Source organism: Brevundimonas sp. R86498, from assembly GCF_044598075.1.
Taxonomy (GTDB): domain Bacteria; phylum Pseudomonadota; class Alphaproteobacteria; order Caulobacterales; family Caulobacteraceae; genus Brevundimonas.
In genome coordinates this window covers 2,371,114-2,387,927 of sequence record NZ_CP139004.1, presented here as the reverse complement: position 1 = coordinate 2,387,927, position 16,814 = coordinate 2,371,114, and the positions used below count along the sequence as shown (strand labels likewise).

Genomic DNA, 16,814 nt, shown 5'->3' with positions numbered 1-16,814 from the left:
AACAGAAGCGTCACGATAACGGGCCGGACTGGCCGGGTCACGCAAAAGCGCAATCAGGCCGCGAGTGTCGCCTCCGCCTCGTCGTCCGTACGACGACGCATTTCGATCAGCCGCACACACCAGATCGAGATCTCGTAGAGAATCACCAGCGGCACAGCGAGCATCAGCTGGCTGATCGGGTCCGGCGGGGTGACGATCGCGGCCACGACCACGACAGCAACGATGGCGTAACGCCGGCCCTCGGCCATAAATTTCGAGCTGATCAGACCGGCCAGACCCAGCAGGGTCATCACGACGGGCAGCTGGAAACAGAGGCCGAAGGCGAGCACGAGCGCAGTCACCAGATTCAGATACTCCGAAACCTTTGGCAACAGGGCCACGGCCACGGTGTCGGAACTGATCTGCTGGCTCAGTGAGAACCACATGACGAAGGGCAGCATGATGAAATAGACGAGCGCGGCCCCAAGCACGAACAGCAGGGGCGAGGCGATCAGGAAGGGCAGGAAGGCCCCCTTTTCATTGCGATACAGCCCGGGGGCAACGAAGCGATACAGCTGGAACGCCAACACCGGGAAGGCCAGGAAGATGGCCCCGAAGCCGGCGAGCTTCATCTTCGTGAACAGGATCTCCAGCGGTGCTGTGTAGATCAGCTGGGCCGCCTCCTCGGTGGTCGGCGGGATGGGCGTGATCCCGGCGGTGACGAAGATCAGGTCCAGCGGCGACACATGGTGCCCGACATTGGTCGCATAGATGGCGCTGGCGGCCGCGAAGGGTCTCACCAGAAAGATGTAGATCGGCCCGGCGAAGAAGAAGCACAGGATGAAGGCCAGGGCGAAGGCCACGAGGCAGACGACCAGCCGTCCGCGCAGTTCGACCAGATGGTCCATGAGAGGCGCGCGCGACGCCTCGATCTCGGCCTCGTCACGATCGGTCACGAGGTTGCCTTAGGTTTGCGGGGCGCGCGCGGCCTGGGAGTCTTCACGGGGGCGGTCGTGGCAGATGCCGGGGAGGCCTTTGCCCGTGGTTTGCGCGCCTTGGCCGTGACGGCCGGGGCCGATTCCGTCTCTACGACAGGGGCGACCGACGGCTCGGGAAACTCGGGCTGGCCCAGCATGACGGCGGCCGGAGGGGCCTCAACGCGATCGGTCTTTTCCAGTTCGGACTTGATGTCCTTGAAGGCGGCGTTGGCCTCGTCGCCCAGGCGAACCATCCCCTGCCCCATCGCCCCCTGGCCGGTGCGCAGCGCCTCGACCTCCTTTCGCAGATCATCGAGTTCGGACTGACGCGCCATTTCGTCGAAGCTGGCGCGGAAATCGTTCGCCATGCCGCGCATCTTCGCGACCCATTTGCCCAGCTGGCGCAACATACCGGGCAGCCGTTCGGGCCCGACCACGATCAGGGCAACGGCAGCGATCACAAGATATTCGAGGCCCCCGATCCCGGGGCCGAGGCCGCCCATGCGTCAGGCTCTTTCCGTTCTCGGGCCTAGCGCTTCAGCTCTTCCTTTTCCGCGTCGGTGCGCGGCAGGCTGGAGACGCCGTCGGACGGACCGTCGGATTTGCCGTCGTCCTTGAGGCCTTCGCGGAAGGCCTTGATGCCCTTGGCCGCGTCACCCATCAGATTCGAGATCTTGCCCTTGCCGCCAAACAGCAGCGCGACAACGACGATCACGATGGCCCAGTGCCAGATGCTCATAGCGCCCACGAAACACTCTCCTCGAACGGGCCGACCCGGGCCCGCGTGAAACATGACGCTCCTATAGTCCACCGGATGGCGGTGCGCCAACCGAACCTGTAAGGGCGCGCAAATGAGTCACGTCATCATCCACACCGACGGTGCCTGCAAAGGCAATCCCGGCCCCGGAGGCTGGGGCGCTATCCTGCAGGCCGGAGGCAAGACCAAGGAAATGTCCGGTGGCGAGCCGGTCACGACCAACAACCGGATGGAGCTGATGGCGGCCATCATGGCGCTGGAGGCCCTGACCCGGCCCTGCACCGTGGAGCTTCACACCGACAGCAAATACGTCATGACCGGCATCACCGAGTGGATTCACGGCTGGAAGGCGCGGGGCTGGAAGACGGCGGACAAGAAGCCGGTCAAGAACGACGACCTGTGGAAGCGGCTGGATGCGGCCCGCGCCCGCCACGATGTCAAATGGCGCTGGGTCAAGGGGCATGCCGGCCACGAACTGAACGAACGGGCAGATCAGCTGGCCAATCGTGGCATTGAGGAAATGCGGGCCGCGCGAGCCTGAGGTCGGCCCAGGTTCAGGCGACGGGGCGAACCTTGAGGGCGGGCCCCTCAAGGCGATCCACAATCACACTGTCCCCGACGGGCGGCGCGTCGCCGTCGATCTCGGCCGCCCATTCCGCACCGGAAACGAACACCCGGCCGCGTCCCTCAACGAAGGCCTGGACGACCCGGGCGCGCTGCCCGACCAGCCGGCTGTCACGCGCGTTGATGTCAGGATAATCAGTCGGATTGACCCTCTGAACCAGACGCCGGGACATCAGGGTCGCCAGCACCGTCAGCGCGGCGAAGATGCCGATTTCAACAGCGAATCCGGCCCGCAGGCCGAGAGCGGTCAGGACGGCGACCAGCCCGGCCGATACCGCCGGCCACAGCAGCCATTCGGTCGACAGCGCCGCCTCTATGGCCAGCAGAACCACGCCGAACGCCAGCCAGATCCAGAACGGCTGGGTCGAGTACAGGGTGACGAGCGCATCCATGACGGCGGGATCCTGTGTCAGCTGGTCGGAGGAACGGTGCTGCCGCGGGAAGCGCGCGACGCCGGTGGCGGCGTGGGCCGCGCAGCCTGTTGCTGGTCCCGCGCCAGGCCCACCAGCTCGCCGATGCCCGCAATGGTGCCGACCAGACTTCCCATCTCCGCGGGCACGATCACAGTCTTGGCGGTGGGGTTGCGGGCCAGTTCGGCGAAGGCCTCGACATATTTCTGGGCGACGAAATAGTTGATCGCATTGACGTCACCCCGGGCGATCGCCTCGGACACCATGGCCGTGGCCTTGGCTTCCGCCTCGGCGGCGCGCTCGCGGGCCTCGGCGTCCCGGAAGGCGGCCTCCTTTCGACCCTCCGACTGCAGGATGGCGGACTGTTTGGCCCCCTCGGCGCGGGCGATGGCGGCCTGTTTCTCACCCTCGGCCTCGGTGATGACCGCGCGGCGTTCGCGCTCGGCCTTCATCTGACGCGCCATGGCGTTGGTGATGTCGACCGGCGGCGTGAGATCCTTGATCTCGATCCGGTTGACCTTGACGCCCCAGGGCTCGGTCGCGGCGTCGATGACCGTCAGCAGCCGGGAGTTGATGTTGTCCCGCTGAAACAGGACCTCGTCCAGGTCCATCGATCCCACGACAGTCCGCAGATTGGTGGAGCACAGCTGGGTGATCGCATAGGGCAGGTTCTCGACCCGATAGGCGGCCGCAGAGGCGTCCATCACCTGGATGAAGACGATGGCATCGACCTTCACCATGGCGTTGTCCTTGGTGATGACCTCCTGCTGGGGCACGTCCAGAACCTGCTCCATCATGTTCATCCGCCGGCCGATGCGCTCGACAAACGGGGTCAGCAGGCTGATCCCGGGGCTCAGGGTCCGTGTGTACTTGCCGAACCGCTCGACCGTCATCTCGCGCCCCTGGGGCACGATCTTGACCACGCTGAACAGAAGCACGAGGGCCAGTGCCAGCAGGGCGACAGCGAAATAGGTCATTCAAAACTCTCCATGGCCTGACCGTATCCCTAGCGAACGCGCCGCGCCATCAATACCGGACGCTGCGCCCATCCCTTTATTCGCGCTCAGAGCGTGCCCTCGCGACCTGTCGCCGAACAGTGTCGGCAACCACCTTGCGCGTTGCGTCCCAGCCGAGCAGACGGTCTGCATCGACAAGGCTGACGAACCGGGCTTCGGTCGCATCGTCGCCGGCTATCGGTTCTCCCGAGAGCCATTCCGCCCCGAAGTCGATCAGCACATAGTGAAGCCCGGCCTCCGGGAAGATGCCGTCGACCACGTCAACCAGACCGGTCAGGCGCGCCTCGACGCCGGTCTCCTCGCGCAACTCCCGCAGGGCGGCTTCCGCGGCGCGCTCTCCCGGTTCGATCCGCCCGCCGGGCAGGCTCCACTCTCCCACCCGCGGAGGCTTGCTGCGCCGGATCAGCAGCACTTCGGCACCCCGCAGGCAAATCACGCCAACAGCGGGAATGGGGCGCATGGCGGAATCGGTCATTCGCCTACCCTAGCGGGCCGGAGCGGATTTTGAGTGGCGCGAACGCTGGCGCTTTGAGAGAACAGGGAATGGATTCCCCCTCTCCCGCCGCCCTCTCCGAACTGAAAGCCGCGCTCGGCCCGTCCGGCTGGAGCGAGGACACTGCGGAGATCGCACCCTGGCTGAGCGAGTGGCGCAATCGCTGGACCGGCCATACGCCGTTGATGCTCAAGCCGGCCAGCACGGCAGAGGTGTCGCGTGCGGTCGGGATCTGCGCGCGGCACGGTGTCGCGATCACAACCCAGGGCGGAAATACCGGTCTCGTGGGAGGGCAGATTGCAAACGGTGAGGTCCTTCTGACCACCCGCCGACTGCGGACGGTCAGGGACGTGACGCCGCTTGACGACGCCATGACCGTAGAGGCCGGCGTCACCCTGCTGGAGGCCCAGCAGCTTGCGGCTGGTGCCGACCGGTTTTTCCCGCTGAGTTCTGGCGGCCGAGGGTAGCGCAACCATAGGCGGGGTCATCTCGACCAATGCAGGCGGCACGGCCGTTCTGCGCTACGGCATGATGCGCGATCTGGTGCTCGGCCTCGAGGCCGTCATGCCGGACGGGCGGGTGTTCGAGGGCTTGAAACGCCTGCGCAAGGACAACACCGGCTATGATCTGAAACAGCTGCTGATCGGGGCCGAAGGCACACTGGGCGTCGTGACCGCCGCCACCCTGAAGCTGTTCCCCATCATGCGCAGCCGGGCAACCGCCGTGGTGGGCCTGGCCAGTGCCCATTCGGCCGTGCAACTGCTGGCCCGTGCCCGCGCCGAAACCGGCGGGGGTGTCGAGGCCTTCGAGCTGATGAAACGAATCGGGGTGGAGTTCGCCCTGCGACACATTCCGGACGTGCGGGAACCGCTCGACAGCGTGCAGCCCTGGTATGTCCTGATCGAGCTGACCTCGGGCGAACCCGGGGCGGCCGAGGCCGGAATGGAGCGGATTCTGACCGCCGCCTTCGAGGAAGACCTGATCACCGACGCCGCCATCGCCCAGAATGAAACCCAGGTCCGGGACTTCTGGAAGCTGCGCGAGGAACAGTCGGCGGCCCAGAAGCCCGAGGGGGGCGGCTGGAAGCATGATGTTTCGGTCCCGGTGTCGCGCATCGCTGACTTCCTCGACGAGGCCACGGCAGCCGTGGAACGCTTCGAACCGGGCGCGCGGGTCAGCGCCTTTGGCCACGTCGGCGACGGCAACATGCACTACGATGTCCTCTGCCCGCCCGGAGCCGATCTGAAGGCGTTTCTCGGACGCTGGGAGGCTGGATCGCAGGTCGTTCACGATATCGTGGCCCGATACGAAGGCTCGATCTCCGCGGAGCACGGGCTGGGTCGGCTCAAGACCGAGGAGGCCCGTCGCTACAAGACCCCGCTGGAGATCGAGACCATGCAGGCGATCCGTCGCGCGATCGATCCAGGGCGAATCATGAACCCCGGCATCCTGTTCTGAAGTCATCGGCCGGCTTCATTCCGTCACCGAACCGGCCTAGAGAGCCGGCCTGTCAAACGGAGCGCCCCGCCCTTGCTGATCGTGTTGTCCCCAGCCAAACGGCTGGACTTCTCCGACCCATCGCCCGACGTTCCGGCCACCTTGCCGCGGCTGAGCGAAGACATGGCCAGTCTGGTGCGGACCGCAAAGCGCCAGACCCGCGCTGACCTGCGTCGTCTGATGGGGATCTCCGAGGATCTGGCCCAGTTGAACCGCGAGCGCTTCCAGGCCCTCAACCCGGAAACGCCCGAAGTCGGCGTCCAGGCGGCCTTCGCCTTCGCCGGAGATGTCTATCAGGGACTGGAGGCCCGTACCCTTGATTCACAGGCCCTCGCCTTCGCCCAGGATCACCTGCGGGTTCTGTCGGGCCTGTATGGTTTGCTGCGCCCTCTGGACCGTATCCAGCCTTACCGGCTGGAGATGGGCACGCGGCTGAAGACGCGGCGCGGCAGCAGTCTGTATGACTTCTGGGGCGACCGGATCTCGAAGCAGCTGAACGCCGACGCCGAGGGCCATGCCGACCGGACCCTGGTGAACCTCGCGAGCCAGGAATATTTCGGAGCCGTGGACGCAAAGGCCCTGAAACTGCCGGTCGTGACGCCGCATTTCCGCGAGGAGAAGGACGGTGAAAGCCGCATCGTCTCCTTCTTCGCCAAGAAGGCCAGGGGGGCGATGGCCCGGTTCGCCGTTGAGGCCCGAATCGAGGTCGCGGAAGACCTGAAAGGCTTCGATCACGACGGATACCGGTTCCAGAAAGCGGCCTCGACCGAGACAGACTGGATATTCACCCGATAGAGAAATAGGGATCCGACTGTCGCCTTCGCAAACGCGAACAGCTAGGGTCATGCCAAATCCGAGACCTCGCTGCCTCCGGCCAGATCAGGCGAGGCGGCGCGCAACAAGAGTGGACGCACCGCATGTTTCAATGGCCCGGCAAGAAGGATGGATCCGAAACCGAGCGCCCCGTCTATCGGGATCCGAATGACCTGAAGGGCCAGGTCGCCGTCATTTCCGGATCGACCTCGGGCATCGGGCTGGCCCTGGCCCGCGCCGTCGCCTCGCGCGGCGGGGACGTGGTCCTGAACGGCTTGGGCGATCCGTCCGAAATCGAGCGCACCCGGGCGGAGATGGAAGCCAGCTGCGGCGTCCGCGTCCGCTATCATGCGGCCAACATGCTGAAGGGCGATGAGGTCGCCGATATGGTCGCCTTCGCCCGCCACCAGCTGGGCCGGGTCGACATCCTCGTCAACAACGCCGGGGTCCAGCACGTCGAGGCGGTCGAGAAATTCCCGTCGGACAAATGGGAACAGATCATCGCCATCAACCTGTCGTCGACCTTCTATGCCACCCGGGCCGCCATCCCGATCATGAAGGCCCAGGGGCGCGGGCGGATCGTCAACATCGCCTCGGCCCACGGTCTGGTCGCCAGCCCGTTCAAATCGGCCTACGTCGCCGCCAAGCACGGGGTCCTCGGCTTCACCAAGACGGTGGCGCTGGAAGTCGCGCGCGACAACATCACCTGCAACGCCATCTGCCCCGGCTATGTCGAGACGCCGCTGGTCCAGTCGCAGATCGCCGATCAGGCCAAAGCGCGCGGCATCTCGAAGGAAAAGGTGATCAGCGATGTGATCCTGGAGGCCCAGCCGACCAAGCAGTTCGTCACGACAGACCAGCTCTCGGGCCTGTTCCTGTATCTGATTTCGGACCTCGGAGCCTCGGCCAACGGGGCTGCGTTCTCCATCGACGGCGGCTGGACCGCGCAATAGACGAACGCTCCGGGGACGGCATGGCGCTTTTCAGACGCAGGACCACCCCGGCAGCCGCTCCCGCAGCGGTCGATCCAACGCCGCCGCAGCCTCGCCCGATCTGTCTGGGGCTGCAGGGCGGCGGGGCGCATGGAGCCTTCCAGTGGGGGGTGCTCGACCGGTTGCTGGAGGACGGACGGCTCGACATCCGGGCGGTGACCGCCTCCTCGGCCGGGGCCATGAACGGCGCGGCCCTGGTGTCCGGTCTGGCCACCGGTGGCGCGGACGGGGCGCGGGCCACGCTGGAGAAGCTGTGGCGCGAGACCAATCTGTCGGGCGGCAAGAACGTCTTCGGCGACAGCTCGATCTGGTCGAACGCCCTGACCCCGGCCTGGCTGAAGGACACCACCCTGTGGCGGGCGTCCGAGACCCTGGCGATGTCGATGTCGCCCTATGAGTTCAACCCGCTGAACCACCATCCGCTGAACCGGGTGCTGGCCGCCACCCTCGACTTCGAGGCCATCCAGAGCTCGGACGTCAAGCTGCACGTCGCCGCCACCGCCGTCCGTCACGCCCGGTCGCGGGTCTTCACCAATGCCGAGATCACCGACCAGGTGCTGCTGGCCTCAGCCTGCCTGCCCCAGCTGTTCCAGGCGGTGGAGATCGACGGCGAGCCCTACTGGGACGGCGGCTATCTGGCCAATCCGCCGCTATGGCCGCTGTTCTACGAGGACACGCCCGACGATGTGCTGCTGATCACCCTCAACGCCTTCGAGCGCGCCGATACGCCCAAGGCCCCCGGCGACATCATGGACCGGCTGAACGAGGTCGTCTTCAACGCCCCCCTGGTCGCGGAACTGCGCGCTGTGGCCTTCGTTCAGGACCTGATCGAACAGGGCCGCCTCACGCCCTCGGCCCAGGACCGCTATCGCAACGTCCTGATGCACGCCATCGAGGCCGATAGCTGGCTGGGCGACCTGTCGCTGGGCTCCAAGTTCAACACCGAATGGACCTTCCTAAACGACCTGAAGACGCGCGGGCGGGCGGCGGCGGAGGAATGGCTGGGGAGCTGTTTCGGGGACGTGGGCGTGCGGTCGAGCGTCGATCTGCAGGCGCGGTTCGGCTAGGTCGGCCAGAGACGCCATCTGCATTGCATCTCGAAGCAGTTGGACGTTGCCAAAGGTCAGACCCCGGCTAGACTAATCGCATGAGGTTCCGCCAAGCCGCGCTCATAACAGCCATGCCGCTGGCCCTCGGACTTCTGGCAGGGTGCGTTCGAGCAGACCTGTCATCGCGCGTTAACGGACGCCCTACGCTCGCCGCCGAAAACGGTTTGGAGAGCGCGGTAGTTGCTTTCGCCCACAGCCCCACACCCGCCACGGAAGCCAGCTTGGGTCGATCTCTTCTCGGATCGACCGTCTATGTTCGCGTAGACGACGCGAGTGTTGATGATCGGACTGAGAGCGCGTCGAGTAGGACCATCCAGGTGTGGTCGGTAACTCTTCCGGATGGTCGGGCTGCGCTTGCTGTTTACACCAGCAAAACTGCTTTCGCCTCGGCGTTCCGCGACGAACCACGATCAAACTATATCGGCCTTTCCGGTCGGGCAGCGCTAGAGCTTGCGTCAATCGATCAGCCCGTGGCGATCAACTGGGGTGTAGACCCTCATGTCTACTGGGAAGCAGGTTTGACCAGAACCTTTCTGGCTATGCCGTAGGGAGCGACTCCTCATAAAGTATCGGGTTGAAGGCCTAACCCACAAACCCCGCCGCGCGCCTGAGCCGGTCGTTGATCGCCTCGCCTAGCCCCGCCATCGGCACCGGCGCGACGGCGATGCCCGCGGGGTGCTCACGATCCGCCGCGCGCAGCAGGCGGAACAGGTTCGCCGCCGCCTCACGCGGGTCGCCCGACACGCTGAGGCTCCAGCGGGCCTCCCCCACGCCCGGGCCGAAGCCCAGCAGGATTTCGCCCTCGCGCGCCGCCTCCGCGTCGATGCGGACGGGAGCGTCGGGGGCATAGTGGGTGGTCAGGCGGCCGGGGGACCGGTGGCCCTGTTCACTTTCTGCCAGCGGGCCGACCAGGGCCTCGATCTGGTCGCGCGTCACGGCCCCGGGCCGCAGAAGCGCCACGCGGCCGTCCAGCACCGAGACCACCGTGCTCTCCACCCCCACCGCGCAGGGGCCGCCGTCGAGGGCGGCGGCGGCGGACGCGCCCGTCTCCTCCACCGCATCGGCGAAGGTCGTCGGGCTGGGGCGGCCGGAGCGGTTGGCCGAAGGGGCGACCACGGGGCCACCGAAGGCCTGAAGCACCGCCCGGGCAACCGGATGGCCCGGGACCCGCACCGCCACGCTGTCCAGCCCCGCCCGCGCCAGGTCGCAGACCCTGTCGCCCGGCCGGACCGTGGCCACGATCGTCAGAGGGCCGGGCCAGAAGGCAGCGGCGAGTGTTCGCGCCGCTTCGTCAAACACCGCGATCGCCTCGGCTGCGTCGGCATCGGCAACATGCGCGATCAGGGGGTTGAACCGGGGGCGGCCCTTGGCTTCGAATATTCGGGCGACGGCATCGGGGTTCGCGGCGTCGGCGGCCAATCCGTAGACGGTCTCGGTGGGCAGAATCACCAGATCCCCTGCTGCCAGCGCCGCAGTGGCCTGCTCCAGCCCGGTCAGCCCACCGGCCGCGTCGCCAGGACCACGTCCACCCTCACCTGTCTTCCGATCAGTCCGTTCCAAGGGCCGCCTGTTCCTATTCCGAAAACCGCACGGTCCAGCGAAAACCCGCCCGCCATCTGCGCCCTGGCCCCGTCGCTTCGCAAGGTCACCGGGAAGACCACGGGCCGGGTCACGCCCTTCATGGTGATATCGGCGCGCGCGGTAAAGCTGGACGGACCCGTCGGCTCCAGCCCCCGCAGACGGAACAGGATGCTGGGATGTCGGCCGCTGTCGAGGAAGCTGGTCCCGACCGCGGTGCGGGTCAGGGCGGAATTGTTCATCCTGAGCGAGGCGGCCTGGACCTCGATCCCGACCCGCGCCTGTTCGGGCACCTCCGGATCAAAGCGGATATCCCCGGTCCAGCGCTCGAACCGGCCGACCCGGTTCCCGAGCGGCGTGCCGACCCGCAGGGTGATGGCGGAGTCCTGGACGATCACCACCCAGTCCCGCGGCTCCGCACCGGCCTCGTCGCTGAGCAGGACCGTCGCAAGGGCCAGCGCTGCGATCAGGCCGACGCGCATCTCATGGTCGCCGGGGAATGATCGGGATCATCCGGTGCAGGACGTTGTCCCGGTCGAGGAAATGGTGCTTCAGGGCCGCGCCGATATGCAGGGCCAGCAGGACATAGAGCACCTTCACCCCGAGACCGTGCATGTCCATGAAGGTGCCTGCCAGCTCGCGCGACTGCGGCAGCGGCAGCAGGGGCCAGTTGAACAGGCCGAAGTAGGAGATGTCCCGGCCGGCCGCGCTGGACGCGGCCCATCCGCCCAGGGGCAGGCCGATCAGCAGGACATAGAACAGCACATGCGTCGTCCGGGCGGCGATCTTCTGCCAGCCGGGCGTCCCTGCAGGCAGGGGCAGGGCCGGATTGGCGATGCGCCAGCCTATACGGGCCAGTGTCAGGACAAGGATCGTCAGACCGAGCTGTTTATGCATGTCGATGAACTGGCGGGATCCCGACGCCTCATTCGCCTCATGGGCCGTGATCAACAGCACCTGGGTCAGCACGAGAAGCGCGAGCCCCCAATGAAAGATCAATGAGACCGTCGAATAGCGATTGCGTGGCTCGGCCATGCGTACCCTCCCCGATAAAATTGTCGGAACAGCTTGGCGCACCTGAGGCGGAAGGCCAAGCGATCCCTTGCTTGCCGCCACGGCATCGTCGCATGAAGCGGGTCAGCGGGGCACCCTGAACCCCGTCCTGTTCGAGGAGCCGCCCCATGACCTATCGCGCGCCCGTCCGCGACCTGGCCTTCAGCCTGACCGCCGTCGCCGGAATTGATGATCTCGCCGCCACCGGAGCCTTTCCCGACTATGACGGTGATGTCCTCCACGCCGTTCTGGAAGCCGCCGGTCAGTTCACGGAGGGCGTGCTCGCCCCCTTGAACCGGCCCGGCGATCTGGCCGGGGCGACCTATGCCAACGGGGCGGTGACAGCTGCCCCCGGGTTCGCAAACGCCTATCGCCAGTTCGCCGCCGGCGGCTGGACGGGTCTGGCGGCCCCGGCCTCCGCCGGGGGGCAGGCCCTGCCCAAGGCGCTGGAGCTGGCGGCCTATGAGACCGTCCACGCCGCCAACATGGCCTTCGGCCTGTGCCCCATGCTGTCGCTGGCGGCCATCGAGGCGCTGGAGGCGCACGGAACCGAGCACCAGAAGACCGTCTATCTGCCGCGCATGGTTTCGGGCGAATGGACGGGGGCCATGTGTCTGACCGAGCCGCAGGCGGGGTCCGATCTGGGGGCCCTGACCTCGACGGCCGTGCCCAACGGCGACGGCACGTACAGCCTGACCGGCCAGAAGATCTACATCACCTGGGGCGATCACGACGCGACGGACAACATCGTCCACATGGTGCTGGCCCGCCTGCCCGACGCGCCGGCGGGTCCCAAGGGCATCAGCCTGTTCCTCGCCAACAAATATCTGGTGAAAGCGGACGGGACGCTGGGCGATCGCAACGCCTTCCGGCCCGTCGGTATCGAGCACAAGCTGGGCATCCACGCCTCCCCGACCTGCGTCATGGCCTATGAAGGGGCCACCGCCGAGCTGGTCGGCCGCCCTAACGAGGGGCTGGCGCACATGTTCACCATGATGAACGCCGCGCGCGTCGGCGTCGGCATGGAAGGGGTCGGCATCGCCGATCGGGCGTACCAGCATGCCCTCGCCTATGCGCTGGACCGGCGTCAGGGCCGCTCGGTCTGGACCGGCGAGGCGGGCGCGCCAATCTTCGATCACCCGGACGTTCGCCGGACCCTCGCGGTCATGAAGGCGCGAATCGAGGCGGCGCGAGCCATCTGCCTGTCCACCGGCGTGGCCGCCGACATGGCGAGACACGCTCCGACCGATGAGGCACGTGGACACTGGAAGGGCCGGGAGGACCTGCTGACCCCGATCGCCAAGGCCTGGTCGACCGACGCCGGGGTCGAGATCGCCTCCCAAGGCGTCCAGATCCACGGCGGCATGGGCTTCGTCGAGGAGACCGGTGCCGCCCAGTTCTATCGCGATGCCCGGATCGCCCCGATCTACGAGGGCACGAATGGCATTCAGGCCATGGACCTGGTCGGCCGCAAGCTGTCGCAGGACGGCGGAGCCTCGGCGAAGGCGATCATCGCCGAGATGAAGCTGACTCTCGTGGACCTTGCCGGCCTCTACACCGGCAAGCCTGTCGAGCGTTTCGCGACCGCGATCGAGGCGGTCCAGGACGCGACCCTGTGGCTGCTGGACCGCAAGGCCGATCCGGCCGGGGCGGCAGACGTGCTGGCTGCGGCCGACGCCTATCTTAAACTCATGGGCGATGTGATCGGCGGCTGGATGCTGGCCAAGGGGGCGCTGGCGGCCCGGCTCCGGTTGGACGCCGGCGAGGGCGATCCGGTCTGGCTGCAGGGCAAGATCGATCTCTATGAGGTCTATGCCGCCAACATCCTCGGCCACGCGTCCAGCCGGCTGGCGGCGGTCGGCCAGGGCGGTGACCTGTTGTCGCGCCTCACGAGGGAAGCCCTCGCCGGCTAGGGCACCGGCAGGTCCAGCAGGGCGATCGCCTCCCGCACATAGACGGCGTGGGTGACCACGCCGATATCCAGTGGCTCGTCATTGACCCGGACTTCCTGGCTCAACAGGCCGGCGATGAAGGGCGTCGCAGGCTCAACGGTGCCCGGCCGCTTTCTTGCGCTGAGCGTCCAGAACACAGGCCCGCCCGAGTTGCCGGGGAAGACGGTAAAGTCCAGCAGGAAGGTCGGGAAGGCGCTGACCGGTGACAGGGGATGGGACGCGATTCGGCCCACCCTCAGGATCGGAAACCCGGCCCGATTCGCCGACAGTCCCCGCGGGAAACCCAGTGAAAGCAGTTCGTCGCCCGGCCCGACCTGCCAGGCGTCAAAGGCGTTCTCGTCCGCCAGCCAGCCGAGAGGAATGGCCGCGCGAACAAACGTCTCGGGGGCGATGATCTCCATTACGGCCACGTCCCGCTCGGGATGGCGGGTCCACAGCGGGGCGTCGGCATCGTCGCGGATGACCAGCGGCTCGGGATCGAAGCGCCAGTTGCCATCGGGCAGTGCGGTTCGCCAGCCGACCCGCATCTCCGGCTGGTCCATCTGCTCCAGTACATGGGCGGCCGTTACCAGCACGACCCGGGGCGTGCCGTCCGGCCGGGGGGCCTGAATCAGAAAGCCTGTCCCGACCGTACGGGTGCCCGGCCCGGACGGTTGGTCCAGTTGCACCGTGGCCTCGATCAGCCCGACTGTCAGGTCCCAGACGGGCGTGACGGGGGGGACGGGCAGGTCTTGTGCCGGCGGAATGTGGAGCATGGGTGGTTTCCTCGGATGGACCTATTTGACGGAGACCGGCCCGGTCGCACAAGCTGCCCGGCAGGCTTACAGGAAGCGACCACCATGAACCGCCGCCAACTAATCGTCTCGACCGCCGCGACCGCGCTCGCTGCGGCCGCATCCCCTGCCCTCGCCCGTCCTTCCGGAGCCCAGATGTCGCCCACGCCCCCCGTCGCCAAGAAGATTCCCGTCATCATCGAACAACTGGGGCGGACCCGCACCGACGACTATCAGTGGATGAAGGACGACAACTGGCAGGCGGTCCTGCGCGACCCCACCCTGATCAAGGCCGATGTCCGCGAGCATCTGGAGGCGGAGAACGCCTATCGCGAGGCCATGCTGGCCTCGACCTTGCCGCTGCAGGCGCAGATGTTCGAGGAGATGAAGGGGCGGATCAAGCAGGACGACAGTTCGGTCCCGTCTCCCGACGGCCCGTGGGAATACTATACCCGCTACGACACCGGCGATCAGCATCCCCGGTTCTGCCGCCGGCCGCGCGGCGGCGGGGCCGAGACCCTGCTGCTGGATGCCAACGCCCTGGCCGAGGGCAAGGCCTATTCCGAGGTCTCTGCCGCCGAACACAGCCCGGACCACAGCCTGTTCGCCTATGCCGAGGACGCCCAGGGGTCGGAGGTGCACCAGATCTATGTCCGCGATCTGGAGACCGGCGAGGTGTTGGCGGATCCCATCCAGTCGGCCAACGGCAACTTCACCTTCTCGCCTGACAGCGCGTGGATCTTCTGGACGAACCAGAGCGCCAACGGGCGGCCGGACAAGATCTTCCGCCGCCCGGCGCGGGGCGGTGAGAGCACGCTCGTCTATGAGGAAGAGGACGAGGGCATGTTCATCGGGGTGGGGCGGTCGTCGGACGACGCCTTCATCCTGATCACCATCCAGAACCAGGAGACGTCCGAGGCCCGGTTGATCCCGGCCAGCGATCCGACGGCCACGCCGGCCATTCTGGCGGCCCGCGAGGTGGCGGTGCGGTACGATGCGGACCACTGGGCGGACCGCTGGATCATCCGCACCAATGCCGACGAAGCGATCGACTTCAAGATCGTGTCGGCCCCGACAGCGTCACCGGCTCGATCGGAGTGGCGGGATCTGGTCGCCCACACACCGGGACGCTTCATCGAGGGCGTGGCGCTGGTGAAGGACTATCTGGCCCGTCAGGAACGCGCCGACGCCAATACGAAGATCGTCATTCGTGACCGGGCGGGTGCCGAACATGAGATCGCGGTGGACGAGCCCGCCTACGCCCTCAATCTGGGCGGGGCGTCGGAGTTCGACACCACGACCATGCGCTACGGCTACAACTCGCCGTCCACCCCGACCTCGACCTATGACTATGATCTGGCGACCCGGACACGGACCCTGCGCAAGGTTCAGGAGGTCCCGTCCGGTCACGACCCGGCGGACTATGTGGTCGAGCGGCTGAACGCGCCGGCTGCGGACGGCCAGCTGGTGCCGGTGACGGTCCTGCGCCGCAAGACCACGCCGGTCGACGGGACCGCGCCTCTGCTGCTCTATGGCTACGGCTCCTACGGCATCCCGATGGCGGCCAGTTTCTCGACCGGCCGGCTATCGCTGGTGGACCGGGGCTGGATCTATGCCATCGCCCATATCCGCGGCGGTTCGGACAAGGGCTGGGGCTGGTTCCTGGACGGGCGCAAGTTCAGCAAGAAGAACACCTTCACCGACTTCACGGCGGCGGCCGATCACCTGATCGCGCGCAACTTCACACGTTCGGGCCAGATCGTGGCCCAGGGCGGCTCGGCGGGAGGCCTGCTGATGGGAGCGGTCGCCAACATGCGGCCGGAGCTGTGGGCCGGGATCATCGGTCAGGTCCCGTTCGTCGATGTGATCAACACCATGTCGGACACCTCCCTGCCCCTGACCCCGCCGGAATGGCCCGAATGGGGCAATCCGATCGAGGATCCCGAGGCGTACGACTACATGATGAGCTACAGCCCCTATGATCAGGTGGCTCCGCGCGCCTATCCGGCCATCCTGGCAACCGGCGGCCTGTCCGATCCGCGCGTGACCTACTGGGAGCCGCAGAAGTGGGTGGCGAAACTGCGGCCTGCGACCACCTCGGGCAAGCCGGTCCTGCTGAAGATCAATATGGAGGCCGGGCACGGCGGGGCCTCGGGCCGGTTCGACTATCTGAAGGAGGTCGCCCACGACTACGCCTTCGCCATCTGGGCCGTCGAGCGGGGCTGGGAGGCCGCGTGATCCGGGCCGCGACCCCCGCCGACCTGCCCGCCATCACGGCCCTGTACGGGCGCGAGGTGCTGGGGGGCACGGCCACGTTCGAACTGGACCCGCCGTCGCTGGCCGAGATGACGGCCCGCTACGACGCCGTGCAGGCCAGGGGCCTGCCGTGGTTCGTGGCCGAGATCGACGGGGCCTTCGCCGGCTATGCCTATGCCTCTCCGTTCCGGCCCCGCCCGGCCTACCGCTACGGGGTCGAGGGGTCGATCTATGTCGAGGAGTTGGCCCGGGGCCACGGCGTCGGCAAGGCCCTGCTGACGGCCCTCGTCGAGGCCGCGCGAGGCCTTGGCCTCCGTCACGTCATCGGGGCCATCAGCGACAGCGCCACCAGCGAGGCCTCGATCGCCCTGCACGAGCGGCTGGGTTTCCGCCGGGTCGGGGCCTATCGTCAGGTGGGCTGGAAATTCGAGCGCTGGCTGGACGTCCATCTGATGCAGCTGGATCTGGCCCCTGAAGGCACGCCACCAACGACGCCGGGTCTGGAGCTGGGTGGCGGCCTCGCTTGAGCGCCAGG

General features: G+C 67.1%; 18 protein-coding genes and 1 pseudogene. 9 read left to right on the top strand and 10 right to left on the bottom strand.

Features of this window, described 5'->3' with window-relative positions; translation table 11 throughout:
• Positions 1-53: 53 nt before the first annotated feature.
• Genes tatC through SJY26_RS11735 form a run of 3 tightly spaced genes read right to left on the bottom strand, consistent with a single transcriptional unit; the run spans position 54 to position 1,704 of the window.
• Positions 54-887 carry a twin-arginine translocase subunit TatC gene (gene tatC / locus SJY26_RS11745; RefSeq protein ID WP_396595755.1) on the bottom strand — a complete coding sequence of 278 codons (834 nt, stop codon included), beginning with the start codon at positions 885-887 and terminating at the stop codon, positions 54-56.
• A gap of 44 nt (positions 888-931) precedes the next feature.
• A complete protein-coding gene (gene tatB, locus SJY26_RS11740; protein ID WP_396593212.1) occupies positions 932-1,459 on the bottom strand; it encodes a Sec-independent protein translocase protein TatB in 528 nt (175 codons plus the stop codon).
• 26 nt (positions 1,460-1,485) lie between these two features.
• Positions 1,486-1,704: a twin-arginine translocase TatA/TatE family subunit gene (locus SJY26_RS11735; protein WP_396593211.1), complete on the bottom strand. Its 219-nt coding sequence runs from the start codon at positions 1,702-1,704 to the stop codon at positions 1,486-1,488.
• 103 nt (positions 1,705-1,807) lie between these two features.
• Here SJY26_RS11735 and rnhA point away from each other — a divergent pair, with 103 nt between their 5' ends.
• The gene (rnhA, locus tag SJY26_RS11730; RefSeq protein ID WP_396593210.1) at positions 1,808-2,254 is read left to right on the top strand and encodes a ribonuclease HI; all 447 of its coding nucleotides are present in this window, start codon (positions 1,808-1,810) and stop codon (positions 2,252-2,254) included.
• 13 nt (positions 2,255-2,267) lie between these two features.
• Here the strand turns inward: rnhA and SJY26_RS11725 are convergent, their stop codons facing one another.
• From SJY26_RS11725 to SJY26_RS11715, 3 genes are all read right to left on the bottom strand, one after another.
• A complete protein-coding gene (locus SJY26_RS11725; RefSeq protein ID WP_396593209.1) occupies positions 2,268-2,729 on the bottom strand; it encodes an NfeD family protein in 462 nt (153 codons plus the stop codon).
• 17 nt (positions 2,730-2,746) lie between these two features.
• Positions 2,747-3,724, bottom strand: a complete 978-nt coding sequence (locus tag SJY26_RS11720; RefSeq protein ID WP_396593208.1) for an SPFH domain-containing protein — start codon at positions 3,722-3,724, stop codon at positions 2,747-2,749.
• 76 nt (positions 3,725-3,800) lie between these two features.
• Positions 3,801-4,238, bottom strand: a complete 438-nt coding sequence (locus tag SJY26_RS11715) for an NUDIX hydrolase (RefSeq protein WP_396593207.1) — start codon at positions 4,236-4,238, stop codon at positions 3,801-3,803.
• A 68-nt stretch (positions 4,239-4,306) separates the two neighbouring features.
• Between SJY26_RS11715 and SJY26_RS11710 the strand changes: the two are divergent.
• The 5 genes and pseudogenes from SJY26_RS11710 (at position 4,307) to SJY26_RS11690 (ending at position 9,215) form a co-directional block, all read left to right on the top strand.
• Positions 4,307-5,714 (top strand): annotated as a pseudogene (locus SJY26_RS11710) (FAD-binding oxidoreductase).
• 72 nt (positions 5,715-5,786) lie between these two features.
• Positions 5,787-6,548, top strand: a complete 762-nt coding sequence (gene yaaA, locus SJY26_RS11705) for a peroxide stress protein YaaA (RefSeq protein WP_396593206.1) — start codon at positions 5,787-5,789, stop codon at positions 6,546-6,548.
• Positions 6,549-6,670: 122 nt separating this feature from the next.
• Positions 6,671-7,519: a 3-hydroxybutyrate dehydrogenase gene (locus tag SJY26_RS11700; RefSeq protein ID WP_396593205.1), complete on the top strand. Its 849-nt coding sequence runs from the start codon at positions 6,671-6,673 to the stop codon at positions 7,517-7,519.
• A 20-nt stretch (positions 7,520-7,539) separates the two neighbouring features.
• Positions 7,540-8,625 (top strand): patatin-like phospholipase family protein, encoded by a 1,086-nt coding sequence (locus tag SJY26_RS11695; protein ID WP_396593204.1) that lies wholly within the window; start codon positions 7,540-7,542, stop codon positions 8,623-8,625.
• A gap of 80 nt (positions 8,626-8,705) precedes the next feature.
• Positions 8,706-9,215: an SseB family protein gene (locus SJY26_RS11690; protein WP_396593203.1), complete on the top strand. Its 510-nt coding sequence runs from the start codon at positions 8,706-8,708 to the stop codon at positions 9,213-9,215.
• A 34-nt stretch (positions 9,216-9,249) separates the two neighbouring features.
• On the opposite strand, the gene SJY26_RS11685 is transcribed toward SJY26_RS11690, so the two are convergent.
• Genes SJY26_RS11685 through SJY26_RS11675 form a run of 3 tightly spaced genes read right to left on the bottom strand, consistent with a single transcriptional unit; the run spans position 9,250 to position 11,280 of the window.
• The gene (locus SJY26_RS11685) at positions 9,250-10,164 is read right to left on the bottom strand and encodes an L-threonylcarbamoyladenylate synthase (RefSeq protein ID WP_396595754.1); all 915 of its coding nucleotides are present in this window, start codon (positions 10,162-10,164) and stop codon (positions 9,250-9,252) included.
• Positions 10,161-10,727 carry a YceI family protein gene (locus SJY26_RS11680; RefSeq protein WP_396593202.1) on the bottom strand — a complete coding sequence of 189 codons (567 nt, stop codon included), beginning with the start codon at positions 10,725-10,727 and terminating at the stop codon, positions 10,161-10,163. The genes SJY26_RS11685 and SJY26_RS11680 overlap by 4 nt, the downstream gene beginning before the upstream one ends.
• 1 nt (position 10,728) lies before the next feature.
• Positions 10,729-11,280, bottom strand: coding sequence for a cytochrome b (locus SJY26_RS11675; protein ID WP_396593201.1), 552 nt, complete (start codon positions 11,278-11,280; stop codon positions 10,729-10,731).
• A gap of 146 nt (positions 11,281-11,426) precedes the next feature.
• Between SJY26_RS11675 and SJY26_RS11670 the strand changes: the two genes are divergently transcribed.
• Positions 11,427-13,211, top strand: coding sequence for an acyl-CoA dehydrogenase (locus tag SJY26_RS11670; protein ID WP_396593200.1), 1,785 nt, complete (start codon positions 11,427-11,429; stop codon positions 13,209-13,211).
• Here the strand turns inward: SJY26_RS11670 and SJY26_RS11665 are convergent.
• Positions 13,208-14,005 carry a serine protease gene (locus SJY26_RS11665; RefSeq protein WP_396593199.1) on the bottom strand — a complete coding sequence of 266 codons (798 nt, stop codon included), beginning with the start codon at positions 14,003-14,005 and terminating at the stop codon, positions 13,208-13,210. The two genes, SJY26_RS11670 and SJY26_RS11665, sit on opposite strands and share 4 nt — an antisense overlap.
• 84 nt (positions 14,006-14,089) lie before the next feature.
• Here SJY26_RS11665 and SJY26_RS11660 point away from each other — a divergent pair, with 84 nt between their 5' ends.
• Entirely contained in the window at positions 14,090-16,261 is a 2,172-nt protein-coding gene (locus SJY26_RS11660) for a S9 family peptidase (protein WP_396593198.1), read from the top strand.
• Positions 16,258-16,806 carry a GNAT family N-acetyltransferase gene (locus SJY26_RS11655; RefSeq protein ID WP_396593197.1) on the top strand — a complete coding sequence of 183 codons (549 nt, stop codon included), beginning with the start codon at positions 16,258-16,260 and terminating at the stop codon, positions 16,804-16,806. Before SJY26_RS11660 ends, SJY26_RS11655 begins: the two co-directional genes overlap by 4 nt.
• The last annotated feature ends 8 nt before the right edge of the window (positions 16,807-16,814 follow it).